This window comes from Polyangium spumosum, assembly GCF_009649845.1.
GTDB classification, from domain to species: Bacteria; Myxococcota_A; Polyangia; order Polyangiales; family Polyangiaceae; genus Polyangium; species Polyangium spumosum.
Map to the genome: position 1 here is coordinate 709,886 of NZ_WJIE01000006.1, position 25,677 is coordinate 735,562.

Consider the following 25,677-nt stretch of genomic DNA (forward strand, 5'->3'; position numbering starts at 1 on the left):
TTCGTCCCCGAACTCGAACGGTCCGGAGAGCACCATGATCAAGATCAAGCGTATCGATCACGTCGCCATCGCCGTCGACAACATCGATCACGCGCTCGTGAAGTGGCAGCAGGCGCTCGGCCTCGAGCCCGGCGTGCGGGAGCTCGTCTCCTCGCAGAAGACCGAGGCCGTGCTCCTGCCCGTGGGAGAGTCGAACATCGAGCTCATCGAGCCGAAGGGCAACGAGGGGCTGCAGAAGTTCCTCGAGAAACGTGGCCCCGGCCTGCACCACATCGCCGTGGAGGTCGAGGGCATCGAGGCCGCGCTCGTGCTGCTCAAATCGCTGCACGTCCCGCTCATCGACGAGGCGCCGCGGATCGGCGCGCGTGGGCACAAGGTGGCGTTTTTGCATCCACGCGCGACGGGCGGCGTGCTCGTCGAGCTCGTCGAGGCCGAGCATTCAGTGGGGCCCGGAGGTCAGCCATGACCGTCAACCCGATCAAGCTCATGGACGCGCTGCGCGGCGAGGGCGACCGCGAGGTGCGCACCGTGCTCGCCGACGAGCGCCGCAAGCTCGTGCTCATCGCGCTGCGCGAGGGCGCCCTGCTCGCGGCCCACCACGCGATCCACCCGATCACCATCCATTGCCTCGAAGGCCAGGGCGAGCTGCGTGTGGGCGAGGAGGCCTTCGCCATGTCCCCGGGCGTCGTCGTCCCGCTCGACGCCCACGTCGTGCACGAGGTGGAGGGGAGACCCGCGCTCGTGCTGCTCGTGACGATGTTCCGCGACAAGAAGTGATCGTTCGTCAGGGTGAATGTATTGCCCTGACCAACCGGTTTGTCCCTCGCGCTACTCGCGCCCGCCCTGGGCGGCGACGGCGGCGACGACCTCGGAGAAATCCCACTTGTCGGTCTTCGCGTCCGCGCTGCTCGGCGGGGGAGGGAACGCGCTCTTGCGGGCGAGCGCGGCCATGAGCTGACCGAGCGTCACCTCGGCCTCCCGCGCGCTGCCGGCGACCCCGAGCTTCGCGCCCACGTCCTGCGCCACCATGTCGAATGCCTCGGGGTCGAAGTCGTAGAGCTCGGCGTCCACGAGCAGCACGAGCGGCCGATACTTCGCCGAGTCGCTCCGCAGGTCGAGCAAGTTCGACTCCCGCAGGGCCACGCCCGAGGGCTCGAGCACCACGCCCGCCCGCGAGAGGGTCGCGGGCGGCAGGCCCACGGCGAGGACCATCGGAGCATGGAAGGTCACAGGGGTCGGGCGATCGAGGGCCATGGCTCCCCGCAATACCAGAATCCGATCAGCTTTGGAATGCGGCGCTCGTCCGCGACCGCACTTCCAACCTTGACGCTCGGAGCCCGCGCGGCGAATTGCTCTGCATGCGCGCCATCGTCGTTTCCACGCCGGGCGGCCGGGAGGCCCTCTCCCTCGCCGAGATCGACACCCCCACGCCAGGCCCAGGGCAGGCGCTCGTCCGCGTCGAAGCCGCGGGCGTGAACTACATCGACGTCTATCAGCGCACCGGTCTCTACAAGATGCCCCTGCCCGGGCGCCTCGGCCTCGAAGGCGCCGGCGTGGTCGAGGCCGTGGGCCCCGAGGTGACGTCGATCGCGCCCGGAGAGCGCGTCGCGTGGGCGGCCGTGCCCGGCTCGTATGCGAGCCACGTGATCGCGCCCGTGGACAAGCTCGTCGTCGTGCCCGAGGGCGTCTCCCCGAAGACGGCCGCGGCCGTGATGCTGCAAGGCATGACCGCGCATTACCTCGCCACCTCGACGTTCCCGCTCGGCCCGGGGGATACGTGCATCGTGCACGCGGCCGCGGGCGGCGTGGGGCTGCTCCTGTGCCAGCTCGCCGATCACGCGGGCGCATTCGTGTTCGGCACGGTCTCGACCCCCGAAAAAGCGGCGCTCGCGCGCGCGGCGGGCGCCGACGAGGTCATCTTCTACCGCGATGTCGATTTCGCCGCCGAGGCCCGCCGGCACACGGACGGCGCGGGCGTGCACGTGGTGTACGACTCCGTCGGCAAAGATACCTTCGATCGTAGCCTCGCGGCGCTCCAGCGGCGCGGCATGCTCGTGCTCTTCGGCCAGTCGAGCGGGCCCGTCCCGCCCTTCGATCCGCAGCGCCTCGCGGCGGCGGGTTCGGTCTTCTTCACGCGGCCGAGCCTCTTCGACTACACGGCCACGCGCGAGGAGCTCTCCGCCCGCGCCGCGCAGGTCTTCGCGCGGATCGTCGAGGGCGCGCTGCGCGTCCGCGTGCACGCCGAGCTCTCGCTCGCGGACGCCGCCGAGGCCCATCGCCGCCTGGAAGGTCGCGAGACCACGGGCAAGCTCCTCTTGATCCCCTGAGCGCCTGCGCGGAGCCCCAAATCCCGGCCTTTCGTGCTAAACGGGGGGGCATGTCGACCCGCCACTCAGGTCCCCGTCCCGTCCGCGCGCCCCGCGGTTCCACCCTGTCTTGCAAGGGTTGGGTGCAGGAGGCCGCGCTGCGCATGCTCCACAACAACCTCGACGCCGAGGTCGCCGAGCGGCCCGACGATCTGGTCGTGTACGGCGGCACGGGCAAGGCGGCGCGCTCGTGGGAGGCGTTCGACGTCATCGCGCGCGAGCTGCGGGACCTCGCGGACGACGAGACGTTGCTCGTGCAGTCGGGCAAGGCCGTGGGCAGGTTCCGCACGCACCCGGACGCGCCGCGTGTGCTCATCGCGAACTCGAACCTCGTCGGTCGCTGGGCGAACTGGGACGAGTTCCGCAAGCTCGAGCAGCTCGGCCTGACGATGTACGGGCAGATGACGGCGGGCTCGTGGATCTACATCGGCACGCAGGGGATCTTGCAGGGCACGTACGAGACGTTCGTCGCGGCGCGCAAGGCGCACGAGGCGCGCTCGGGCCGCGAGGGCGGGCGCTGGGTGCTCACGGCGGGGCTCGGCGGCATGGGCGGCGCGCAGCCGCTCGCCGCGACGATGGCCGGCATGTCTTGCCTCGCGATCGAGATCGATCCGCACCGCATCGAGCGCCGGCTCTCGACGCGGTACGTCGATCGACGCATCGACGACCTCGACAAGGCGCTCGCGGCGATCGAGGCGGCCGTCGAGAAGAACCAGCCCACGTCGATCGCGATCTGCGCGAACGCGGCCGACGTCTTCCCCGAGCTCGTGCGTCGCGGCGTGGTGCCGGACCTCGTCACCGAGCAGACGGCCGCGCACGATCCGCTGATCGGCTACGTCCCGCAGGGCTTGTCGCTCGCGGAGGCGGCGGCGCTGCGGGCCGGGAACCCGAAGGAGTACGTCGCGCGGGCGAAGCGCTCCATGCGCCTCGAGGTCGAGGCCATGCTGGAGATGGCGCAATGCGGGGCGGAGGTCTTCGACTACGGCAACAACATCCGCACCTGCGCGCAGGAGGCCGGCTGCGAGCGCGCCTTCGACATCCCCGGCTTCGTGCCCGCGTACATCCGCGAGCTCTTTTGCCAGGGCAAGGGCCCGTTCCGCTGGGTCGCGCTCTCGGGCGATCCGGAGGACATCCTGGTCACGGACCGCGCCGTGCTCGAGGCCGTGCCGGACGACCCGGACCTCGCGCGGTGGATCAAGCTCGCGGAGGAGCGCGTGACGTTCCAGGGGCTGCCCGCGCGGATCTGCTGGCTCGGGTATGGGGATCGGGCGAAGGTCGGCCTCGTGTTCAACGAGCTGGTTCGTCAGGGCAAAGTGAAGGCGCCGATCGTGATCGGCCGGGACCACCTCGATTGCGGGTCGGTGGCGAGCCCGTTCCGCGAGACGGAGGGCATGAAGGACGGCTCGGACGCGATTGCGGACTGGGCGATCCTGAACGCGCTCGCGACCACGGCGGGCGGCGCGTCCTGGGTGAGCTTCCACCACGGCGGCGGCGTGGGCATCGGCAATTCGCTGCACGCGGGGATGGTGATCGTCGCGGATGGGACGGACGCGGCCGCTCGGCGGCTCGAGCGGGTCTTGACGATCGACCCCGGGATGGGCGTGATTCGGCACGCGGACGCGGGGTACGAGACGGCGATCCGCGTCGCGGACGCGAAGGGCGTGCGGGTGCCGCACCGGGTGAAGGGGTGAAGATCGGCGTTCACGATCTGGAGTTCGAGGCGCCCGACCTCGCGATCACGCGGGTCGGCGGGGACGCGACGCCCGACGAGGCGCGCGCGGTCGCCGAAGCGCTCGCCGCGTTCGCCACGAGAGGTCCCATCTTCCTCCTGGGCAACATCGGCGCCCCGGGCGCGACGATGTCCGCGCGGGCGCGGAAGATCCTCGTCGACGGCCTGCGGGACGCGACCATCGTCGCCGTCGCCGCGGTGGGCGGCGATTTCAAGGCGCGAATCATCATGCGGCTCGTCGAGGCGGCTTTTCGCCTGCTCTCGGGGAATCGGACCCGGATGCGGTTCTTCGACGACGAGCCGAGCGCACGGGCGTGGCTCTGCACGCAAGGTTGCGTCGCCTGCGGGGCGACATCCGTACCTGACAGATCGTCCGGATCGAAGTAACCTCCGCGCCCGACATGAGCCCTGCCCGTTCGTTCGTGGCGCTCGCGCCCCTCGCGCTCCTCGTCCTCGGCTGCCCTGGCCAGGCGAAGGTCACCGGCCCCGGGGACAAGACCGGCCCTCTGCCTTCGGCCTCCGCGACCGTCGAGGCCCCCGGCCCCGCGCTCGACCCGCCCCCGCCGACCCCCAAGAAGCCCGTCTTCAAGGAATATCACGGCGAGAGCGTCGCCGATGATTACCAGTGGCTCGAGGACGGCACGAGCTCCGACGTCAAGAGCTGGGTCGGCGACCACAACCGGCGGACGCGCGCCTTCCTCGACATCCTGCCTGGCCGTCAGGCGCTCTACACGAGCGTGCGCAAGTTCGTCGAATACGGGTCTCCCGCGTTTTACGCGTTCCAGCACAAGGGCGGCGTCCTCTTTTCGATGCGCTGGCGGCCGCCGAAGCAGCAGCCGTTCCTCGTCACGCTCACGCCCGTCGACAAGCCGAACGCCGAGAAGGTCCTCGTCGATCCGACCACGATCGACCCTTCGGGGAACACCTCGATCGATTATTACGTCGCCTCGCCCGACGGGGCGAAGGTCGCGGTCTCGTTATCGAAGGGTGACCGCGAGGGCGGCTCGATCCGCGTCTTCGACGTGGGCACGGGCCGCGAGATCGCCGAGGTCGTCCCGCAGGGCGCCGGCCGCTACAAGGGCAAGAGCATCGCCTGGAACGCCGGCGGCACCGGGTTTTTCTATACGAGGTACCCCTCGGAGGGCGAAGGCAAGAGCGAGGACCGAGGGTTTTTTCAGAAAGTATATTTCCACAAACTCTACGCGCCCGTGAAGGACGACGCGCCCGCCCTCGACAAACTGCCGCGCCTCGCGCAGATCGACGTCGAGACGAGCGGGGACGGGAAGTTCGTCACGGCGCGTATCGAGAACGGCTACGGCGGGCCGACCGAGCACCACATCTTCCGCCAGGGCGGGGGTTTTACCAAGGTCGCGGGCGCCGCCGACGAGGTCGCGCGGGTCGTCGTCGGGCCTGACGGCGACCTCTACGTGATCTCGAAGAAGGACGCGCCGCGCGGGAAGATCCTGAAGACCTCGGCGTGGAAGCCCGCGCTCGCGAAGGCCACGGTCGTCGTGCCCGAGGGCGAGGCGGTCCTGCGCGACGTGCTCCCCACCCCGCAGCGGCTCTACGTGCGCGCGACCGCGGGCGGGCCCTCCGAGATGCGCTGGTACGACCTCAAGGGCAAGCCCGGCGGGCTCGTCCCGATCCTGCCCGTCTCCGCGGTGCACGAGGTCGTGCTCCTCCAGGACGACGACCTCTACTTCGAGAACGAGAGCTTCACCGAGGCCTCGGCCTGGTATCGCTTCAGCTCGAGCAGCGGCAAGGTCGAGAAGACCGCGATGGTCCAGCCCGCGACGGCCGATTTCAGCGACGCCGTCGTCGTGCGCGAGACGTGCACCTCCAAGGACGGCACGAAGATCCCGCTCAGCATCCTGCGCCGCAAGGACGCCAAGCTCGACGGGCAGAACCCCACGATCCTCACGGGGCAGGGCGGCTTCGGCGTGGTGGTCTCGCCGGACTACGACCCCACGCGCAGGGCCTGGCTCGACGTCGGCGGCGTCGTCGCCGTGGCGAACGTGCGCGGCGGCGGCGAGAACGGCGACGGTTGGCACAAGGCCGGCATGCTCACGCAGAAGCAGAACGTGTTCGACGATTTCTTCGCCTGCGCCGAGCGATTGTTTGAGCTCAAAGTAACGAAGAACGAGAAGCTCGCCCTGCTCGGCGCCCCGCAGTCGTCGTTGCTCATGGGCGCGGCGATCACGCAGCGGCCGGACATGTTCCGGGCCGTCGTGGCGCGCGGCGGCATCTACGACATGCTCCGGCTCGAGGGCACGCCGAACGGCGCCTACGACGTCCCCGAGTACGGCACGACGGCCGACGACAAGCAGTTCAAGGCGCTCTACGGCTACTCGCCCTACCACCGCGTCGAGGACGGCAAGCCCTATCCGGCGACGCTCTTGCTCACCGGTGAAAACGACCCGCGCGGCGATCCTTCCCACGCGCGCAAGATGGCCGCTCGCCTGCTCGCCGCGACGAGCGCGAAGGCGCCGATCCTCCTGCGTTCGAGCGGCGATACGGGCCGCGGCGTCGGCACGCCGCTCGAACACGCGGTGCTCGAGGCCGTGGACGTCTACACATTTCTGTTTCACGTGCTCGGCATCAAGAAGCCGTGAACGTGGCGTGAACGAGTGCGAATGCAGATTCGCGCCACGTCGAGCTTGACTTGATCGGCCAGGGACCCGAAATCCTCTCCCTCTCACGGGGGGATACGAGGCGAATTCCATGAGCGAGACGGAGATGAACGGAGCTGCCAGTAAGACCCCGCTGCTCCCTTCGCGCGTCCTCTCCGGCAAGCGGCTGGTGGTCGTCGGCGGGACGGGCTTCCTCGGCAAGGTCTGGGTCTCGATGCTGCTGCATCGCTTCCCCGAGATCGGCCATCTCTACCTGCTCGTCCGGCCCAAGGCGGGCCAGACCGCCGAGGAGCGGTTCTGGTCGCAGATCGCCACCTCCGCCGCCTTCGACCCGCTCCGCGAGGCCCACCCGGGCGCCGAGTTCGAGCGGTGGATCGCCTCCAAGATCACGGCGATCGCGGGCGACATCGTCCACCACGAGTGCGGGCTCGACAAGGACCTGCTCGCGCGGATCGACGGCACGATCGACGCCGTCGTCAACGTCGCGGGTGTCGTCGATTTCAGCCCGCCGCTCGACGAGGCGCTCGACGTGAACGCGTTCGGCGTGACGAACCTCGTCTCGCTCGCGCGTCGCCTCGGGGCGCCCGTCCTTCACACGAGCACGTGTTACGTCGCCGGCTACCGCTCCGGCCTCATCGAGGAGGTCGATCCGCGCGAGGTGCCGTTCCCGCGCGCCGAGGGCGAGACCTGGTTCGGCGCGGGCATCGCCGAGCGCACGCTCGATCGTTCGCACTGGGATCCGCAGCGCGAGATCGTCGAGTGCCTCGACCTCATCAAGCAGGCGCGGCATCGCTGCGAGGATGCGTTCCGCCAGAGCGCCTTCCTCGACGAGGCCAAGGAGAACCTCCAGGCGCGCGGCGAGCCTGGCCGCGGCACCGCGCTCGAGGCCGAGCTCGCCAAGGTGAAGCGCCGCTTCATCGAGAGCCAGCTCATCGACGCCGGCACCGAGCGCGCGACCTTCTGGGGCTGGACGAACATCTACACGTACACGAAGAGCATCGGCGAGCAGATCCTCGCGGCGAGCGGCGTGCCCTTCACGATCGTTCGTCCGGCCGTCATCGAGAGCTCGAGCGAGTATCCGTTCCCCGGCTGGAACGAGGGCATCAACACGAGCGCGCCGTTCATCTACATGGCCATGCAGGGCCAGGTGCAGATCCCCGGCGACCACCGGGTGCACCTCGACATCATCCCCTGCGACATGGTCACGAGCGGCATGATCGCCTCGCTCTGCGAGCTGCTCGAGGGCAAGGCGCCGGCCGTGTACCAGTATGGTTCGACGGACACGAATGCCTGCCGCATGACGCGGTACTTCGAGCTCATCGGTCTCTACAAGCGCAAGCTCGCGTACGAGGGCAAGCGCAGCGAGCTGCTCGACTGGGTCAAGGCGTACTTCGAGCCCGTCGGCCTCACGAAGAAGCAATACCAGCAGCACGGCGCGCACAGCATCGCGAAGGCGATGAGCACCGTCGGCGGCGTGCTCGGCAAGCTCGCGGGTGGGCCGGTGCGGCCGCTGCTCAAGCCCGCGTCGGACATGCTCCTCAAGGCGGCGAAGGCCGAGGAGAAGATGGCCAGCGTGATGGACGTCTTCCTCCCCTTCGTCGCGGAGGCGGACTGGGTGTTCTCCTGCGCGAACACGCGCGCGGCGATCGCGCGTATGCCCCCCGAGGAGCGCGCGCGCTTCAACTGGGAGCCCGAGAAGCTCGATTGGCGCAAGTGGATGTGGGAGGTCCACATCCCGGGCCTCGAGAAGTGGGTCTTCCCGCTCATCGACGAGAAGCAGAACAAAGAGCTCAAGGCGCTGCGCAAGTACGACCACCTCATCGACCTCATCGAGGAGATGGCCGAGCGGCACGACCACGCGGTCGCGCTCCAGCTCCTCACGGACGAGGGCCTCACGCGCACCACGTTCCGCGAGCTGCGCGACGGCATGCTCGCCACGGCCGCGCGCCTCGCGGCGGTCGGGGTTCGTCCGGGTGATCGCGTCTTGCTCGCGGGCGAGAACCAGCCCGCGTGGCCCGTCGCGTACTTCGGCATCCTGCGGGCCGGCGCGGTCGCGGTGCCCGTCGATCCGGCGCTCGAGGAGCGCCAGCTCTCGAACATCCTCCGCTCGTCGGGCGCGCGTGTCGCGCTCTGGGATCCCTTCGTCGAGGAGAAGGGCGGCAAGGGCGCGCGCGCTGCGCTCCCCGAGCTCCGCGTCTACGACCTCGCGAGCTTCGCCGACCCCGACGCGCACGAAAACCTCCCCGCGCCCGAGGTCTCGTTCAAGGGCGATCTCATCGCGAGCATCATCTACACGAGCGGCACGACCGGTGATCCGAAGGGCGTCATGCTCTCGCACGACAACTTCACCGCGCTGCTCGCCGCGCTCGCGCCGATCTTCCCGCTCGCCCAGCACGACCGCATCCTGAGCGTCCTGCCGCTGCACCACACGTTCGAGTTCACGTGCGGGTTGCTCCTGCCGATCTCGCGCGGCACGCGCATCATCTACATCGGCGAGCTCAGCGGCGAGCGCGTCTCGAAGGGCCTCAAGGAGGGTCGCATCACCGCGATGGTCGGCGTGCCCGCTCTCTGGCAGATGCTCGAGCGCCGCGTGACCTCGCGCGTGAAGGAGCAGGGTCCCGCGGCCGCCGCGGCCTTCGACTGGGCCCTCGAGCTGAACCGCTTGCTCGGCGAGAAGGCGGGCTTGAACCTCGGCCGCCTCTTCTTCGGCACGGTGCACAAGGCCCTCGGCGGCAACGTGCGTTTCTTGATCTCGGGCGGCGCGGCGCTGCCCAAGGACACGGCGAACGTCTTCCGTGGCCTCGGTTTGCCGCTCAGCGAGGGGTATGGTTTGACCGAGGCGGCGCCCGTGCTCACCGTGGCCAAGGCCTCGCCGAGCCTGAAGCCGGGCACGGTCGGAAAGCCCATCCCGAACGTCGAGATCAAGATCGACAAACCCGACGCGGGCGGCGTCGGCGAGGTGCTCGCGCGTGGCCCCAACGTGATGCTCGGCTACGCGGGCAACGAGGAAGCCACGAGCGCGGCGATCGACGAAGCCGGCTGGCTGCACACGGGTGACCTCGGCAAGCTCGACAAGAAGGGCCGCCTCGTCATCGTCGGCCGCAAGAAGGACGTCATCGTCACGGCGAGCGGCGAGAACGTGTACCCGGACGACGTCGAGGACATCCTCGGCGGCACGCCGCACGTCCGCGAGCTCGCGATCGTGGGCATCGACGACGGGCAGGGCGGCGAGCGCGTCGCGTGCCTCGCCGTGCCGGAGCGCGACGAGGGTGAACCCGAGGAAGGCGAGAAGCGTCCTTCCCGCGCCGAGCGCCACGAGAAGGCGATGAAGGCCCTGCGCGAGGCGTTCCAGAAGCTCCCGAAGGTCGCGCAGCCCTCGGTCGTGCACCTCTGGGATCACGACCTGCCGCGCACGGCGACGCGCAAGGTCAAGCGCAGCGACGTGAAGGGCGTGCTCGCCAAGCTCGCGAGCGCCTCGGCCATGCCCGCGGGCGAGGGCGGCGGCGCGACGAGCGCCTCGGCGCGCCACGCGATCGCCACGATCGCGAACAAGAAGTCGACCGATCTCGCGCCGGGGATGAGCCTGCGCGGCGATCTGCGGTTCGACTCGCTCATGGCCATGGAGCTCGCGGCGGCGCTCGAGTCGCAGACGGGCCGGGCGATCGACACCGATCGGCTCTCGCGTTGCGACACCGTGGGTGACGTGGAGGCGCTCGTCGTCGAGCTCGGCGGCGAGGCCGCGCACGAGGCCGAGCTCGCGAAGGTCGAGGAGGCCGAGGACGAGCCGATCAAGCTCCCGAGGCCGGTCGCCGACGCGGCCAAGCAGCTGCTCGGCAAGGCCCAGATGAACTTCTACGACCGGGTGATGCAACCCAAGGTCTACGGAAGGGCCTACATCCCGCACAACCGGAACACGATCGTCGCCTCGAACCACGCGAGCCACCTCGACATGGGGTTCGTCAAGTACGCCCTCGGCGCGTACGGCGACGAGCTCGTCTCGCTCGCGGCGCAGGACTATTTCTTCGAGGCGGGGAAATGGCGCCGCGCGTATTTCGAGAACCTGACGAACCTCGCGCCCTTCGACCGGAAGGGAGGCCTCCGGCAGGCGCTCCGCCAGGCGGGCGACCTGCTCGATCAGGGGAGCACGGTCCTGATCTTCCCGGAGGGCACGCGGAGCACGGACGGCCAGATCCACGAGTTTGGCGCGGCGATCGGTCACCTCGCGCTGCATCACGAGGTCGACATCCTCCCGGTTTGGCTGGGCGGGACCTACGAGGCCCTGCCCAAGGGCGCGAGCTTCCTGAAGAAGCGCAACCTCACGGCGCGGATCGGCCCGCCGCTCGAGGTGCGCGAGCTCAGGCGCCTCACGGCCGGGATGAAGACGACCGTGGCGTGCCGCAAGGTCGCGGAGCTGACGCGGCAGGCGGTGGTGATGCTCAAGGAGGGCAAGGTGCTCGACATCCGGCAGATCGACCGGATCGAGGAGGCGACGCCCAGGCAGGAGCACCCGCTCGTCGTCCTGTTCCGCGACCTCGAGACGAAGTTCGTCCCGGGCCGCGTGAACGCGCCGGTCACGTATTACTTCACGCTCGGCAACGAGAACGAGGCGAAATGGACGCTCCGCGTCGAGCCGAACCGGTGCGAGGCGAAGATGGGCAAACCCGAGGGCGCCGCCGCCGATTGCGTGCTCAAGACGAGCCCCGAGATCTTCCTCAAGATCGTGCGTGAGGCCTACACGCCGAGCCCGATGGAGTTCATGTCGGGCGCCGTGAAATCGAACGACATCTCCCTGCTCCTGACCTTCCAGAAGGTATTCGATCTCGCATGAGCCGCTATCTCGTCACGGGCGCAACGGGGTTTCTCGGACGTCACCTCGTCTCGGTGCTGCTCTCGGGTGGCCACCAGGTGGTGGCGCTTTGCCGCAAGGAGCCCGCGGGCTTCGCCGGGAAAGAGGGATTTTCGGTCGCCCTCGGCGACGTGCTCGACGCGGAGAGCGTCAAGCGCGCGGCCGAGGGGTGCGAGGGGCTGTTTCATTGTGCGGGCCGGGTCTCGCGGCGGCCGGAGGACGCCGAGGCGCTCTTCCGGGTGCACGTCGAGGGGACGAAGATCACGCTCGACGCGGCGCGGGCCGCGGGCGTGAAGCGCGTCGTTCTGGCGAGCACGAGCGGCACGATCGCCGTCAGCCGCGAGCCCGAGGTCCTCGACGAGACGGCCTTGCCGCCGCAGGACGTGATCGCGCGCTGGCCGTATTACCGGTCGAAGCTCTACGCCGAGAAGGCCGCCCTCGATCGTAATGGCCCGGGCTTCGAGGTCGTCTCGGTCAATCCCTCGCTCCTGCTCGGTCCGGGCGACGTGCTCGGCTCGTCCACGGGCGACATCGTGAAGTTCATGGAGAAGCGCGTCCCCATGATCCCGGGCGGCGGCCTGTCGTTCGTGGACACGCGCGACGCCGCGGCGACGATGCTCGCGGCGATGGAGAAGGGCCGGGCGGGGGAAAAATACCTGCTTGGCGCGAAAAACCTGACGTTCGAGGTGTTCTTCGGGATGCTCGAGCGCGTGAGCGGCGTGAAAGGCCCGACCATGAAGGCGCCGAAGAGCCTGCTCCTGGCGCAGGCGGGTGCGGAGATCATGGAGCGGATCGCCAGGCGGATGAACACGGAGAGCCCGATCGACCGGGTGAGCGCGGAGATGAGCCAGCATTACTGGTACCTCGACGCGAAGAAGGCGAGCCGGGAGCTCGGCTTCGCGCCGCGGGACGCGATCGAGACGCTCTCCGACACGGTGAAGGACCTCCGCGACCGCGGGGTCGTCTGGCCCAAGGATTGAGCTCGCCCCGGCGCGAGCCTACATAGGTCACGATGACGCACGACGATCTCCTCGGCCGATTCGTGAACTTGCCGGTGCGGCGCCTGGGCCCGCCGGGCGCGTTCCTCTCCGTCGATTCGAGGGATCTGCGGCCCAACGCGCCCGTCGTTCTCCTGCCCCGGGGCGAGGTCCCCGCGGGCACCAAGGAGGGCGACGAGCTCGACGTCTTCGTCTACCTCGATTCGGAGGGCCGGCCGATCGCGACGTTACGCAGGCCCAACGTGTCGCTCGACGAGGTCGCGTTCCTCGAGGTGAAGGACGTCAACCGGTACGGGGCGTTCTTCGATTGGGGCCTGCCGAAGGAGCTGCTCGTGCCGTACGCCGAGCAGACGCGCGACGTGCGCGTGGGCGAGCGGCACCCCGTCGGGCTCTTCCTCGACGATCGGGGGCGGCTCGCCGGGACGATGCGCGTGAGCGAGCTCTTGCGGGATCAGGGTGATTACGAGCTCGACGAATGGATCGAGGGCGAGGCGTGGCGGAACGACCCCGACATCGGCCTCTTCGTCATCCTCTCGCGGAAGGTGGTCGGCCTCGTCCCGGCGTACGAGCCGCACGGGCTCTCGCGCGGCGAGGCGGCGCGTTTTCGGGTGGCGAACATCCTGCCCGACGGCAAGGTCGAGCTCTCCTTGCGCGGGCACGCGCACGAGGAAATCGAGAACGACGCGGCGCGTGTGCTCGCGGTGCTCGGCCGTCCGGGCGCGCCGCCCGTCGGGGACCGGTCGAGCCCCGAGCAGATCCGGTCGATGTTCAACCTCAGCAAGAAGGCCTTCAAGCGGGCCGTCGGCCACCTCTTGAAGGAGCGCGTGGTCACCGTGGACCCGAAGGGGTTCCTCGTGCCAAACCGGCGCTAGCGACGAACGCGGCCGATTCATTGGTCACCGCAGAGACCATGGTTCGAAAAAGCCGATGGTCCACGACGCGTGTGTCACCTTCTGTATCGATTCCGTGACAGAGCCGCGCGCCGCTTTGCGTCATATCGGCGAGAATCCAGAAAGTTGCGCGGGGAGGGCTTGACGCTCCGACGTCTCTTTCTATACGGTCATAGTCGTCGAGGGGGACGACGATTGCTTGCGACCGTCGTGGTAACAGCTCTCTCCAGGGGTCCTTGATGAGCTTTGCAGGCTTTGTATTGCGTGGCCAGGGAGGGGACACGCCCCTCTTCCCGCCCGGGGAAGGCCCGGCGCGCGTGGCCCTGGTGGAGCACCCGGATCCGCTGTGCCGGATGCGCGGTATGATCAGCTTGCAGCGCGACGGGGTGGCGCATTCTTATGAGATACGCGACCGTCGCGAGGTATCGATGGTGGAGTCCTTGCTGGGGCTCGCGCGCGGGCGGACGGTGGTCAAAGCGGCGGACGACTTCGAGGCGCCGCGCACGGTGATGTATTTCGACGTGCCCGAGGGCCGGAGCCCGGAGAGCATCGCGGCGAAGCTGAGCCAGATCCTGCTCGGCGAGGTGAAGGGCTTCTATCGCGTGCTGCAGGAGCAGAACGCATTTCACGAGTCGATCGGCGTCTTCGAGGCGCTGCGCAAGGTGGCAGGCAACCCGCGGGTGGTCGTGAGCCGGCACCAGGGCGGCGGCGGCGCCGAGAACCTCTTCGATGCGGCCCGCGCTGCGAACCCGAGCGTCGCGGCGGCCACGGCCGTGACCGTGAAGAGGCGCAAGGAGGGCGATTTCAAGGAGGAGTCGGCCGACCGGAAGGATCGCTTTCAGAAGAACGGGGCGTGCGTCAAGCTGCAGCCCGACGCGCCCGCGGATTGCCCGGTCTGCGGGGCCGAGCTCGTCGATACGCCCGAGGGCAAGTCGTGCCCCAACGCCTCGGCGCCGCGGGTGGAGCTCTGCCCGCTCTGCGGCGAGGAGCTGCAATACGACGAGCAAGGCAACAGCCGCTGTCCCAGCGTTGGCGGCTGAGTCGAGACACGAAACCGATCGAGGAGAGTAACGTCATGCCGACGAGCCGAGAAGAGGCGCAACGATTGCTGGAGCAAGCCCGGAACGACGCGTGGTGGGGGGGTATGTGGGGACGGGTGGGCTGGGCGCTCGACCACATCATTGATTTTGCGTCGGGGTTCTTCTCGTCGTTCACGCCGAGCTACAGCCTCACGCTGAGCGTCCTTCGCCGCGTCGGCGTGGTCTCGGAGAGCGAGTACCAGCAGCTCACGGAGGAGAACACGATGAACCGCGCCGGGCAGACGACGGGGTACGTGGCCAGCATCGTGGTGGGCAGCGCCGCGACGGCGAAAGCGGGCGGGACCATGTTCAGCGTGTACCTGGGCAACTCGATGAACCCCACGGTCTACCGGCTGAACAGCGTGGTTGCGCTGCAGTTTCTCCACCAGATGATGCAGCAGGCCAACGTCTGGGTGAAACCTTAACCCCGCAGCGGGACCGCCATGCCCAATCTCGAGCTCTCGTTCGCGTCGGGGATCGACTCTCTCAGCGTGCGCCATTTCGTGGTCGAGGAGGGGCTGTCCACGCTCTTCCGCGTCAAGGTGACCGCCCGCTCGCCGGACGACAGCATCGATCTCGAGGAGATCCTCGGGCAGCCGGCGCGCTTCCGCATCGCCGCGGGCCTGCCGTTCCTCCAGACCGACGCGCGCGTCTGGGGCGGCGTCGTGAGCCATTTCGAGCAGACACGCGTGGAGAAGACGGGGCTGTCCACGTACGAGCTGGTCATCGTCCCCGCGCTCTGGCTGCTCACGCAGCGGCGCAACCACCGGCTCTTCCAGCACATCGCCATTCCCGACATCGTGGACGAGCTGCTCGCGGAGTGGGGGATCGAGCTGGTCTGGGCGATCGACCGGAGCGCATACCCCAAGCTGGAGCTGCGGACCCAGTATGGCGAGAGCGACCACGACTTTTTTTGCAGGCTGCTCGAGGAGGCCGGGATCACCTACCATTTTCGTGATGATCCGGAGATCGGCTCGCGCCTCGTCTTGACGGATCGGCCCCACGCCGGCGCCCCGCGCGCCGGGCAGCCCATCACGTTCGTGGACAGCCCCGGGCAGGCCGAGGTCGGCGAGAAGGAGTACGTCACGGCCTTGAGGCTGGGTCACGAGGTGCGGCCGGGCCGGTATACCCTCCGCGATTTCGATTTCCGCAACCCCGACTTCCAGCTCTTCAGCCAGGCCGCGCCCGCCGCGGGCCCCGAGGCGCGTTACGAGCAGTACCATTACGAGCCGAGCGTGATGCTCGTCGAGCAGAGCCACGGCGCCGACATGAGCTCCGTCCCGACGGGCGGCACGCCCGTGAGCGACGACAAGGGCGTGGCGCGGTTCCACCAGCCTTCGGGCACCCGCCGCGCCCGCGTGGCCCTGGAGAGCCAGCGCGCCGCGCGCAGGCAGGTCCGCTTCGAGACGAACGTCATCGACCTCTGGCCAGGCCAGATCCTCACCCTCACGGGCCACCCGCGCGACGATATCAGCGGCCAGCGCCTCCTGATGACGCGCTTCCGCATCGAGGGAGATCCCACGGAGGAGTGGACGATGCGCGGCACGGCGCAGTTCGCCGTCCATCCCCACCGGCCCCCGCAGGTCACGCCGAAGCCGCGCATCCACGGCATGCAGAGCGCCATCGTCGCCGGCCCGCCCGGCGAGGAGATTTACACCGATGAGTTTGGCCGGGTACGCGTCCAGCTCCACTGGGACCGCGAGGGCAAGAGCGACGACAATAGCTCCATCTGGATGCGCGTGAGCCAGGGCTGGGCGGGGGGAGGCTTCGGGCTCTTCACCATCCCGCGCGTAGGCCACGAGGTGCTCGTGTCCTTCCTCGACGGCGACCCCGACAGCCCCATCGTGGTGGGCCGCGTCTTCAATGGGAGCGCGCAGGTCCCCTACAAGCTGCCCGACAACAAGACCGTCAGCACCTTCCGATCGAAGAGCTCCCCGGGCTCGGACGGCTTCAACGAGATCCGGTTCGAGGACGCGACGGAGCGCGAGCACCTGTACATCCAGGCCCAGAAGGACATGGATACCCTCGTCAAGAACGACGAGATGCACGCCGTCGGCCGGGACGCGACGCGGGTCGTTCACAAGGACGAGACCCTCACCGTCGGGCACAACCGGAGCAAGGTGGTCCATTTCAACGAGCTGGAGACCACGGGCCTGAACCGCAATGTCACGGTGGGCGCCAACCGCAACACGACGGTGGGCGTGGACGATAGCACCCTGGTCGGCGGCAAGTATTCGGTGACCATGGCCCGCGGGCTCACGGCCAAGCTCCCCGACGCGCTGAGCAAGCTGATGAACGGCCCGCTCGCGCCCGTGCTGAGTGGCCCCATCACCTCCGTGCTCGGGATGATCCCCATCGCGCCCCTCGGCGGCGCGCGGGACCTCCTCGAGGCGGTGCAGCGCGGCCCGCTCTCGATCCTGCGCAGCCTGGCGCCGGAGACCTTCGAGAACGTGCTCGGCGTGCTCACGGGGTTCGTCGATGACCCGGGCCCTCCGCCCACTTCATTCGAGATGGTCGACCGCAAGATCACGCTGACCACCGGGGAGGCCTCCATCGTCCTCGACGGCCCCAACATCACGATGATGGCCGAGGGCAACATCATGCTCCACGCCCGCGGAAACGTGGGCGTCATGGGCGATAAAGAGGCCGCCCTCGCGGGGCAGGAAAAGACCCTGGTGCTCTCCCGGGCGAACGACGTGATCGTGCAAGCCGCGAAAGACGTCCACCTGAACCCCTTCGACCTGTCGCCGGAGCGCGCGGGGGCCGCCGAGGCCGTGGAGTATCCTCCGCTCGACGAGCTCGCCGAGAGCTGCCCGCTCTGCGGCGGCCTCCTGGGGGAGGACGAGCACGGCACGTATTGCCTCCGCCTGCGCGAGGAGCAAAAGACCTGCCCCGTCTGCGGCGGGTCGCTCATCGAGCACGAGGACGGCACCGTGAGCTGCTCGCGCTCGGCTGGCGCAGGCGGAGCGACAGAGACGGAGCCTGCAGAGAGCCGCTGAGGCGACAGGGCCCTGACCATGGATGTCCGCCCTCTCTGCCCGCTGCCCGCCACGTCCGTCCTCTTTCGGCCCAGGGAGAAGCGCTGGGCGCTGGCCGTGGTTTGCAAAGCGACGTACCAGCTCTTGCCGGGGACGCTCGCGCTCGCCATGAACCAGGAGCCCCTTTACGAGCAGGATCGGTGCTCGGGTCAGGGCGGGTTCACGAGCGTGGATCGCCCCGCCGATCTCGTGCCCCTCAAGCCCCGCGTGGACGTCGTGCTCGTCGGGTCGGCCTATGCGCCGAAGGGGCCGCTCTTGCGCTCCATTCCTGTGCGGCTCGTGGTGGGCGAGCTCGAGAAGGCGCTGGAGGTCAGCCCCCCGCGCACGCTCGACGCGGGCGGCGTGACACGCGAGGCAGCCCCTCTCGCGTCGGCGCCGCTGCGCCAGATCCTCCCCGCGGGCCTCGGCCCGATCGCCGCGACCTGGCCCGCGCGACGCGACCGGCTGGGCGCCCGCGCTGCGGCCTTCCGGGACGGGGCCTGGCATAACGAGACCCTCGGCGACGATTTCGACCTCGCCTATTTCCAGGTCGCCCCGCCGGACCAGCAACTGGAGTCGCTGCGCGCGGACGCGCGGATTGTCCTGGAAAACCTGCTGCCCGACACGCCCCGCTGCGTGACGCGCCTCCCCGGCCTCGCCCCGCGCGCCTTTTTGAGCGCGCCTGGCCGGGAAGGCATGCCCCTCGCGCTCCGCCCGGATACGCTCCTCATCGACACCAACCGCGGCATCTGCACGGTGACGTACCGCGGGCGGCTCGATCTCTCGCGCCCGACCGATCGCGGCGTCGTCTACATCCTCCTCGAGGGAGCGGGCGAGACCACGACCTGGAGCGACGTCGAGGCCCTCTTGCGCTCGCCGGACGAGATCACCAGCGATAGCTGGCGCGGGGTTCCTTCGGTCACGTCGGTCACGAGCGTCATGGACGCCGCGCGCTCGGGCGCGCGCGACACGAATACGACCGTCGAGTTCGACTCCGCCTCGCTGCGCAACATGACCCCGGTCCTGCCCTTCAGCGAAAAGGGCGCGCCTCCTCCCGCGCCGCGCGTGCCGCGGCCCGCGTCCACGAATGCCGTCGACGTCGATGACGAGGCGCGCACCGCCGTCATGGACATCGACGGAATGCGCGCCGAGCAAGCGCGTCGCTCCGTGCTGCCCTTCATCCAGCCCTCCTCGCCGGCCGCGCCGCTCATCACGCCGCCGTCCTTCAGCCCGCCGCCGATCCCGCCCAGCGCTCCGGGCCCCGCCGTATTCCACGGCGCGCCGCCCGTGCCGCCCCCTTCATTCGGCCCGCCGCCCGTGGCGACTCCTCCCGCGCCTCCCGCTGCGCCGCCGCCCTGGGAGCCCCGCGGCTTCGGAGCGCCCAAGGTCCCGGTCCCCTTCGCCCAGCCGCCCTCGACGACCGCGCCGAATAGCCCTGCCAAACCTGCAGACCTCGATCCGACCTTCCTCTCCGCCGCGGGTTATGCAGGCTTGCTCTCGGCTTCGAATGCCGCCGCGCGCGGGGAGGGGCCGGGCCTCGCGAGCCAGGCGAGGCAAGGCGCCGAGGGGGACGGGGCGGAGGCCCCGGCGCGCGCCGCGGGCAAGCCGATCGAGCTGATCTGGTACGATCCGGCGTGCGTCACGCGCATGAAGAAGCACCCCGCGTGGGGGCCGATGTTCAAGCCTCCCCCGAAGGCGCCTGCCCCGGAGCGGGGCAAACCCCCCGCGCCGCCGCCCTCGCAGGAGGCGATCGAAGAGGCCCAGAAGGCGGAGGTCTTCAACGTGTTGTCGCGCGCGGAGCCCTCCCCCGAGGGCGCGTACGCGCGTGCCGGAGACGCGGACGCGGAGGGCACGCCGCTCCACCTGCTCTCCGGGACGTTGTCCTTTCCGCTCGACGACATCCAGACGCTCAAGCTCACCGCCGCGACGGCGGCCCCGCTCGCGGCGAGCGACAAGAAGCTGCGGGAGCTGCTCGAGCTCGTGGAGAACGTGCTCGAGATGCCGCTCGAGGGTGTCCCCGAGGTGACGACCGGCTTCGTCCAGCGGGTTCGTGACGCGTGGTCGAGCGCCAACCGCCTCATGCCGCCCGATTACCTCGTGATGCACACCGAGCGGCTCCTCTTGAACCAGCGCCACTACCAGAAACGCGATCTGCTCGACGACACGTGGATCCGCGCTCTCTTCTCGCCCGAGGCGTCGTCGTCGCAGATACCGGCGTACGTGCCGGCGAAGCTGTCGAAGCGATTGCCTCTCTTTCGCCACTTCTCCGCGCGCCTCCTCGTGGAGGTCCTGCCGCAGCAGGACATGTACGAGACGCACCCTGTCGCGCTGCGTGTCGCCGCCGTCGCCCGGCTGCTCGACGCGCCGCCGCCCGCCAAGCCCAAAGCCTGATTCTCCCGTCCCTGCCTCGCGGGCTTATCTCCGCCCGACCTTCTGCTCGAGCTCCGCCCACCGGATCCGCATGACCACGGGGCGGCCGTGCGGGCAATGGCCGGCGAAATCGACCTCGTCGAGGGCGCGGAAGAGCGCCTCGGCTTCCTCCTTCGAGACGAGGTCGCCGGCGCGGATCGAGCCGTGGCAGGCCATCGTGGCGAGGGCGAGGTCGACGGCGCCGGAGAACGCGCGCTCGCCGACACGCGAGAGCTCGGAGAGCAGGTCCCGCAAGAGGACGGCGGGTGTCGCGCGGGCGGCGAGGATCTGCGGGACGGCCGTGATGGCCGCGTCGCGCATGCCGCGCAGCGAGACCTCGAGGCCAGTGCGGCCGATGGCGTCCTGCGCCTCCTCGATGATCGCCGCCTCCTCGGCCGTGACCGTGACCATTTCGGGGATCAGCAGCCTCTGCGAGGCGACGGCGCGGGTCTCATAGGCCCGCCGGAGCCTTTCGAAGGTGACGCGCTCGGCCGCGGCGTGCTGGTCGAGCACGAAGAGCCCGTCCTGCCCCTCGCAGACGAGGAACGTGCGCCGGACCTGCGCGACGAACGAGAGCGAGCCGAACGCGCCGGGGCGCTCTCCCGCCTGCATTCGCTCCTCCGCCGTCGGGTACACGCGCGGCGGCGCGGCCATCGGCGGCGGGATCGGGGCGGCTGCGGGCAAGGGAGGTGGCGTCGCGTCGCCGGCGAGCCCCCACGGGTCGGGCTCGGGTGGCGTGGGAAGGGTGTGTCCTTGATTTACATTGCGCGGCTCTGGCAGGGGGAGCTCGCCGGAGCCGCTCCAGGTCGTGACCGGCGGCGCGGCCTCCTCCTGCGGCTTCTGTTTTCGCTGACCGAAGGGAGCGGGGTCCGCGGGGGCGGGCGCGGGAGGTTTGCCGAAGAGCCCGGGCAAAAACGCCGTCGCGGGCGGCGGGGGCGCGGCGGGCTCGGGCGGGGGGCGGGGCTCCTCGGCGCGGTTTTTATGGTAATGCGACCACGGCGAGGCCCCCGGCGCGGGCAAACCAAAGGCGCGGGCCAGCGGCGCCGCGATGATCTTGTAGAGCGCGTCCTGGATCGCGCGGCCGTCGGCGAAGCGGACCTCGGCCTTCTGCGGGTGCACGTTCACGTCGACGAGCTCGGGCGGCAGGTCGATGTGGACCACGCCGACGGGATAACGGCCGGGCTCGAGCACGCTGCCGTAGGCGTTGGCGACCATGCGCGCGAGGGTGCGGTCCTTGACGGGGCGGCCGTTCACGAAAAACAAAAGCCGCGTCGCGCCCGCGCGCGCTCGTTCGGGTCGCGAGAGGAACGCCTCCACGATCATCGGTCCACGCTCGCCGCGGCACGCCGCGAGCGGCTCGTCGTCGAAGACGTCCACGGCGCGCGCCTCGCGGCTCTGCGTGCGTAACCACTCGCGCGCGACGCGCCCGTCCCGCGCGAGCACGAGCGTGACCTCGGGGCGACAGAGCGCCGCGGCCTCGACGACCTCGGTGACGTGCGCGCTCTCCGTGCTCACGGCGCGCAGGAACTTGCGCCGCGCGGGCACGTTGAAGAAGAGGTCGCGCACCTCGATGCTCGTGCCCGCCGGTGCGCCGCACGGGCCGACGTCGGCGGGGCTGCCGCCCTCGATGCGCACGAGCGTGCCCTCGTCGTCCTCGGCCCGGCGCGTGCGCAGCGAGAAGCGGCTGACGCTGGCGATCGAGGGGAGCGCCTCGCCGCGGAAGCCGAAGCTCTGGATGCGGCGCAGGTCGTCGATCGATCCGATCTTGCTCGTCGCGTGGCGCAGGACGGCGAGCGTCGCGTCCTTTCGGTCCATGCCGGTGCCGTCGTCGGTGACGCGCACGAGCTGTACGCCGCCGCCCTCGATGTCGACGCGGATCCTGCGCGCGCGCGCGTCGAGCGCGTTCTCGACGAGCTCCTTCACCACGCTCGCGGGCCGCTCGACGACCTCGCCGGCTGCGATCTGGTTGGCGAGGTCGTCCGGAAGGACGTGGACACGCCCGGAGAGCTCGGTCACGAGTCCTCGGTCTGCTCTTGGGCGGCCGCGACCGCTTCGAAAAACGCCTTCGTGCGTGGGCTCGTCAGCGTGATGGCCGCGAGCACGAGCGACCCCACGTCGAACAGGATGAGCCGCATGCGTGGCACCCAGAGCCACACGCGGCGGTTCATCAAGTAGCTCGACCAGTACTCCTGCTCGGCGGGCGGCGCGCTCGCGGGCAGCGTCGGCAGCACGTCGTTCACGCGCATGATGCTGTCGACCCACGCGTACCGCGCGTCACGCAGGAGCCAGAAGATCAAGATCGCGAGCGCCGCGTTCGCGACGAGCGCCTGCATCGCGAGCACGCGCGCCCCGGGCCTGCCGCTCATGGCCATGCCCGCGGCGATCACGAGCAGCACGGAGAGCAAGAAGCGGCCGGCGAAGAGCGGGAAGGCGAGCTGCCCCGCCTCGCCGAGCGTGCGCATCCACGCGGCCGCTTGCAGGGCCATGAGGGCCTCGATCGGCTCCGCCGCGTCCTTCAGCGACAGCGTCATGCCCGCGACGTCGGGCAGGTTGCCCTCGCGCAGGTAGACGAGCGTCGCGAACGCCTCGGAGAGGCCCTGCACGCCGATGAGCCATGCGAGGACCATGGCCGCGACGAGATACCAGGGCCGCGGCGAGCGCCTGCGCGCGGACGAGGGTGAGGGCGGAGGCGGCGCGGAGGTGCTCACGCGAGGGGGGCTCTAGCACGTTCCTGCGGGGCCGCGAACCGTGAGGTGGCGCGGAGCGGTCCACGTGTACTAAGAAATTGCCCGCGAGAGGTACCGCGGTGGCCACCAAGAAGACCGAGCCGGGTAAAAAGACGACAAGAGCCTCGGCGGGCGGGGCGACCAAGCGGGGGAAGCGGACGGATGCGTCTGCCGCGGCGAAAGCCGAGCGGCGAGCCTCCGACGCCGATCCCGCCGAGGCCGCCGAGGGCGGCGGGGACGACGAGGGCCACGCAGCCGAGTCCGAGGGCTCGGATGTCGAGGTGATCGAGGTCGAGGGCGAGGTCGTCGACGAGGACGTCGACGCCGGCTCCTTCGACAAACTCCCCCTCGCCCCGCGCAAGGCCGCCGCGCCGAAGAGCGACGCCGCGCTCTCGCGCACCGATCCCTTGCAGGCGTACCTGCGCGAGGTGCAGCGCCATCCGCTGCTCACGCCCGAGGAGGAGCAGAAGCTCACGCGGCACTACGTCGAGACGCAGGACGTCAAGACCGCCGCGCGCCTCGTCACGGCGAACCTGCGCCTCGTGGTGAAGCTCGCGTACGAGTATCGCCGCGCCTACAAGAACATCATGGACCTCATCCAGGAGGGCAACATCGGCCTCATGCAGGCCGTGAAGCGGTACGACCCGTACCGCGGCGTGAAGCTCTCCTCGTACGCGGCGTGGTGGATACGCGCGTACATCCTCCGGTTCATCCTGAACAACTGGCGGCTCGTGAAGCTCGGCACGACGCAGGCGCAGCGCAAGCTCTTCTTCAACCTGAACAAGGAGAAGGCGCGGCTCGCGGCGATGGGCATCGAGCCCACGGCGGCCGAGATCGCGCGCCGTTTGTCGGTGGACGAGAGCGAGGTCGTCGACATGGATCGGCGCCTCTCGAGCGGCGAGGCCTCGCTCGACGCGCCCGTCGGCGACAGCGAGGGGCGCTCGGTGTCGCGTATCGATCTCATGCCCTCGTACACGACCGGACCGGACGCCGCCTACGAGTCGCAGGAGATGGACGAGATGGTGCGCGAGCGCCTCTCGAAGTTCCGCGAGACCCTGAAGGGCAAGGACATCATCATCTTCGACAAACGCATGGCGGCCGAGGATCCGCTGACGCTCCAGGAGCTCGGCGACGAGTTCGGCATCTCGCGCGAGCGCGTGCGCCAGCTCGAAGCGCGGCTGACCATGAAGCTGCGCGAGTACCTGAAAGAGGAGCTCGGCGACGCCGTCGGCGGCGCGAGGTAGGCCGTGAGCGACGCGCCCGAGCGAGGGGTGCTCTACGTGGTGGCCACGCCCATCGGCCACCTCGGTGATCTATCGCCGCGCGCGGCGGAGGTGCTTCGAAACGCCGCGCGTGTCGCCGCCGAGGACACGCGCAGGACACGCGGGTTGCTCACGCACCTCGGCATCACCGGCAAGCCGATCGACAGGCTCGACGCGCACGCGTCGGCGCACGCCATCACGCGCGCGGTCGACAAGCTCGTCGCGGGTGAGGACGTCGCGCTCGTGACCGACGCGGGCACGCCCGTCGTGAGTGATCCGGGCACGGACCTCGTGCGCGCCGCGGCCGAGGCCGGCGTGCGTGTCGTGCCGATCCCGGGCCCGAGCGCGGTGATGGCGGCGCTCTCGGCCTCGGGCCTCTGCACGGGGGCGTTTCGGTTCCTCGGCTTCTTGCCGCGCAAGGGGCCCGAGCGGCGCGACGCGCTCGAGCTCGTGCGCGCGACGCCCGAGTCGGTGGTGCTCTTCGAATCCCCCGAGCGTACGGCCGAGACGCTCGCCGATCTCGCGACGACCCTGCCGAACCGATCCGGCGCGGTCGCCCGCGAGCTCACGAAGCTGCACGAGGAGATCCTGCGTGGCCCGCTGCCCGAGCTCGCGCGTGTCGCGAAGGAGCGCGAGACGCTCGGCGAGGTGACGATCGTGATCGGGCCCGGCGAAGCGCCGAAGGGGCCACTCGTCGGCGAGGAGGAGCTCGATCGGCTCATCGACGAGCAGCTCACGCGCGGCCGGCGACCCAAGGACATCGCCGACGAGCTCGCCCTCGTGTCGGGTCGTCCGCGGCGCGAGCTTTATTCGCGCGTGCTCGGGCGCAAGAGGGACGAGGCGTGACCGACGTCCACGTGATCGTGTCGCGGCCGGGCCCGGTCGAGTCGGCGATCCTGGCGGAGCTCGGTGGGACGTTCGAGGTCAAGCGCAGGATGCTGCCGCCGTTGACGCTGCGCACGCTGGAGGGTGGCCAGGGCGAGCCGGTGCTCTTCCTGCATGGTCGAGGGCACGCGGCGACGATCTGGGCGCCGGTCCTGAACGAGGTCGCGCGTTCGCGCCGCGTCGTCGCCGTCGACTTGCCCGGGTTCGGTCACTCGTCGTCGCCGCCGTTCCGCGGCCACGATCCGAGCGCGGCCGTCTGCTTCTTCGTCGAGCCCATCGCCGCGCTGGTGAAGGAGCTCGGGCTCGAACGCGCGTCGATCGTCGGGCACTCGCTCGGCGGGCTCGTCGCGCTGGAGCTCGCGCTCGGAGGCCACGTGCGGCCGCCGAAGCTCGCGCTCGTCGCGTCGATGGGGCTCGGCGCCTTCACGACCCGCGCGGCGCGTGTGTTTTTTCGCCTCGGGCCGGAGCGCATCACGCGCGCGTTCGGTTTCGTGCGCAGGCCTCGTGACACGCGCGGGCCCTGGGAACACCGCCTCGCCGCGCTCGAAGGCGAGCTCCTCTCGGTGCTCGGCGGCAAGGCGCCGCCGACGCGCGCGTTTGATGCGCTCGTGCCGCTCTCCGGCCCTGCGTACGAGCGATCGTCGGACCTCCGACGTATCGACGCCGAGACGCTCCTCGTGTGGGGCGAGGACGATCCGGTGATCCCCGCGCCCGTCGCGATCGCCGCCGCCGCGTCGATCCCCCGCGCAGAGCTCGTGGTGTTGCCCGGCCTCGGCCACACGCCACACATCGAGGGCGCGGCGCGTGTCACCGAGCTCGTCGCGTCGTTCCTCGGCTGAC

At 69.9% G+C, this 25,677-nt stretch carries 19 protein-coding genes; 16 read left to right on the plus strand and 3 right to left on the minus strand.

The window, feature by feature from the left end; all coding sequences use genetic code 11:
• Window positions 1-34: 34 nt before the first annotated feature.
• The gene (gene mce / locus GF068_RS23815) at window positions 35-466 is read left to right on the plus strand and encodes a methylmalonyl-CoA epimerase (protein WP_153821714.1); all 432 of its coding nucleotides are present in this window, start codon (window positions 35-37) and stop codon (window positions 464-466) included.
• Window positions 463-777: a cupin domain-containing protein gene (locus tag GF068_RS23820; RefSeq protein WP_153821715.1), complete on the plus strand. Its 315-nt coding sequence runs from the start codon at window positions 463-465 to the stop codon at window positions 775-777. The genes mce and GF068_RS23820 overlap by 4 nt, the downstream gene beginning before the upstream one ends.
• Before the next feature lie 51 nt (window positions 778-828).
• Here the strand turns inward: GF068_RS23820 and GF068_RS23825 are convergent, their stop codons facing one another.
• Window positions 829-1,254, minus strand: coding sequence for a hypothetical protein (locus tag GF068_RS23825; RefSeq protein WP_153821716.1), 426 nt, complete (start codon window positions 1,252-1,254; stop codon window positions 829-831).
• Between the two features lie 104 nt (window positions 1,255-1,358).
• Between GF068_RS23825 and GF068_RS23830 the strand changes: the two genes are divergently transcribed.
• The 11 genes from GF068_RS23830 (at window position 1,359) to GF068_RS23880 (ending at window position 19,946) form a co-directional block, all read left to right on the plus strand.
• The gene (locus GF068_RS23830; protein WP_153821717.1) at window positions 1,359-2,327 is read left to right on the plus strand and encodes a quinone oxidoreductase family protein; all 969 of its coding nucleotides are present in this window, start codon (window positions 1,359-1,361) and stop codon (window positions 2,325-2,327) included.
• A gap of 50 nt (window positions 2,328-2,377) precedes the next feature.
• The gene (gene hutU, locus GF068_RS23835) at window positions 2,378-4,057 is read left to right on the plus strand and encodes a urocanate hydratase (RefSeq protein ID WP_153821718.1); all 1,680 of its coding nucleotides are present in this window, start codon (window positions 2,378-2,380) and stop codon (window positions 4,055-4,057) included.
• Entirely contained in the window at window positions 4,054-4,482 is a 429-nt protein-coding gene (locus GF068_RS23840) for an STAS/SEC14 domain-containing protein (protein WP_153821719.1), read from the plus strand. The genes hutU and GF068_RS23840 overlap by 4 nt, the downstream gene beginning before the upstream one ends.
• 14 nt (window positions 4,483-4,496) lie before the next feature.
• Window positions 4,497-6,707 carry a prolyl oligopeptidase family serine peptidase gene (locus GF068_RS23845; protein WP_153821720.1) on the plus strand — a complete coding sequence of 737 codons (2,211 nt, stop codon included), beginning with the start codon at window positions 4,497-4,499 and terminating at the stop codon, window positions 6,705-6,707.
• A 109-nt stretch (window positions 6,708-6,816) separates the two neighbouring features.
• A complete protein-coding gene (locus GF068_RS23850) occupies window positions 6,817-11,553 on the plus strand; it encodes an AMP-binding protein (RefSeq protein WP_153821721.1) in 4,737 nt (1,578 codons plus the stop codon).
• On the plus strand, window positions 11,550-12,551 hold the full coding sequence (locus tag GF068_RS23855; RefSeq protein WP_153821722.1) for an NAD-dependent epimerase/dehydratase family protein: 1,002 nt from the start codon (window positions 11,550-11,552) through the stop codon (window positions 12,549-12,551). Before GF068_RS23850 ends, GF068_RS23855 begins: the two co-directional genes overlap by 4 nt.
• A gap of 32 nt (window positions 12,552-12,583) precedes the next feature.
• Window positions 12,584-13,441 (plus strand): CvfB family protein, encoded by an 858-nt coding sequence (locus GF068_RS23860; RefSeq protein ID WP_153821723.1) that lies wholly within the window; start codon window positions 12,584-12,586, stop codon window positions 13,439-13,441.
• A 446-nt stretch (window positions 13,442-13,887) separates the two neighbouring features.
• Window positions 13,888-14,499, plus strand: a complete 612-nt coding sequence (locus tag GF068_RS23865) for a hypothetical protein (RefSeq protein WP_170319635.1) — start codon at window positions 13,888-13,890, stop codon at window positions 14,497-14,499.
• A 35-nt stretch (window positions 14,500-14,534) separates the two neighbouring features.
• Window positions 14,535-14,963, plus strand: a complete 429-nt coding sequence (locus GF068_RS23870; RefSeq protein ID WP_153821725.1) for a hypothetical protein — start codon at window positions 14,535-14,537, stop codon at window positions 14,961-14,963.
• Between the two features lie 18 nt (window positions 14,964-14,981).
• Window positions 14,982-17,537, plus strand: a complete 2,556-nt coding sequence (locus GF068_RS23875; protein WP_153821726.1) for a type VI secretion system Vgr family protein — start codon at window positions 14,982-14,984, stop codon at window positions 17,535-17,537.
• A gap of 18 nt (window positions 17,538-17,555) precedes the next feature.
• Complete coding sequence (locus GF068_RS23880) at window positions 17,556-19,946, plus strand: DUF2169 family type VI secretion system accessory protein (RefSeq protein ID WP_153821727.1); 2,391 nt, start codon at window positions 17,556-17,558, stop codon at window positions 19,944-19,946.
• 24 nt (window positions 19,947-19,970) lie between these two features.
• On the opposite strand, the gene mutL is transcribed toward GF068_RS23880, so the two are convergent.
• Entirely contained in the window at window positions 19,971-21,980 is a 2,010-nt protein-coding gene (gene mutL / locus GF068_RS23885; RefSeq protein ID WP_338046540.1) for a DNA mismatch repair endonuclease MutL, read from the minus strand.
• A complete protein-coding gene (locus GF068_RS45330; RefSeq protein WP_240807235.1) occupies window positions 21,977-22,591 on the minus strand; it encodes a hypothetical protein in 615 nt (204 codons plus the stop codon). The genes mutL and GF068_RS45330 overlap by 4 nt, the downstream gene beginning before the upstream one ends.
• 179 nt (window positions 22,592-22,770) lie before the next feature.
• Here GF068_RS45330 and GF068_RS23890 point away from each other — a divergent pair, with 179 nt between their 5' ends.
• Genes GF068_RS23890 through GF068_RS23900 form a run of 3 tightly spaced genes read left to right on the plus strand, consistent with a single transcriptional unit; the run spans window position 22,771 to window position 25,676 of the window.
• A complete protein-coding gene (locus GF068_RS23890; protein ID WP_338046541.1) occupies window positions 22,771-23,934 on the plus strand; it encodes an RNA polymerase factor sigma-32 in 1,164 nt (387 codons plus the stop codon).
• 3 nt (window positions 23,935-23,937) lie between these two features.
• Window positions 23,938-24,798, plus strand: a complete 861-nt coding sequence (gene rsmI / locus GF068_RS23895) for a 16S rRNA (cytidine(1402)-2'-O)-methyltransferase (RefSeq protein ID WP_338046542.1) — start codon at window positions 23,938-23,940, stop codon at window positions 24,796-24,798.
• Complete coding sequence (locus GF068_RS23900) at window positions 24,795-25,676, plus strand: alpha/beta fold hydrolase (protein ID WP_338046543.1); 882 nt, start codon at window positions 24,795-24,797, stop codon at window positions 25,674-25,676. Before rsmI ends, GF068_RS23900 begins: the two co-directional genes overlap by 4 nt.
• The last annotated feature ends 1 nt before the right edge of the window (window position 25,677 follow it).

Bases quoted from the DNA above. Each gene is read 5' to 3' on its own strand.
- GF068_RS23870 (WP_153821725.1), top strand. From the start codon at position 14,535: ATGCCGACGAGCCGAGAAGAGGCGCAACGATTGCTGGAGCAAGCCCGG.
- GF068_RS23850 (WP_153821721.1), top strand. From the start codon at position 6,817: ATGAGCGAGACGGAGATGAACGGAGCTGCCAGTAAGACCCCGCTGCTC.
- hutU (WP_153821718.1), top strand. From the start codon at position 2,378: ATGTCGACCCGCCACTCAGGTCCCCGTCCCGTCCGCGCGCCCCGCGGT.
- GF068_RS23830 (WP_153821717.1), top strand. From the start codon at position 1,359: ATGCGCGCCATCGTCGTTTCCACGCCGGGCGGCCGGGAGGCCCTCTCC.
- mce (WP_153821714.1), top strand. From the start codon at position 35: ATGATCAAGATCAAGCGTATCGATCACGTCGCCATCGCCGTCGACAAC.
- GF068_RS23855 (WP_153821722.1), top strand. From the start codon at position 11,550: ATGAGCCGCTATCTCGTCACGGGCGCAACGGGGTTTCTCGGACGTCAC.
- GF068_RS23845 (WP_153821720.1), top strand. From the start codon at position 4,497: ATGAGCCCTGCCCGTTCGTTCGTGGCGCTCGCGCCCCTCGCGCTCCTC.
- GF068_RS23880 (WP_153821727.1), top strand. From the start codon at position 17,556: ATGGATGTCCGCCCTCTCTGCCCGCTGCCCGCCACGTCCGTCCTCTTT.
- GF068_RS45330 (WP_240807235.1), bottom strand. From the start codon at position 22,591: ATGGTCCTCGCATGGCTCATCGGCGTGCAGGGCCTCTCCGAGGCGTTC.
- GF068_RS23820 (WP_153821715.1), top strand. From the start codon at position 463: ATGACCGTCAACCCGATCAAGCTCATGGACGCGCTGCGCGGCGAGGGC.
- GF068_RS23860 (WP_153821723.1), top strand. From the start codon at position 12,584: ATGACGCACGACGATCTCCTCGGCCGATTCGTGAACTTGCCGGTGCGG.
- GF068_RS23825 (WP_153821716.1), bottom strand. From the start codon at position 1,254: ATGGCCCTCGATCGCCCGACCCCTGTGACCTTCCATGCTCCGATGGTC.
- GF068_RS23865 (WP_170319635.1), top strand. From the start codon at position 13,888: ATGGTGGAGTCCTTGCTGGGGCTCGCGCGCGGGCGGACGGTGGTCAAA.
- GF068_RS23875 (WP_153821726.1), top strand. From the start codon at position 14,982: ATGCCCAATCTCGAGCTCTCGTTCGCGTCGGGGATCGACTCTCTCAGC.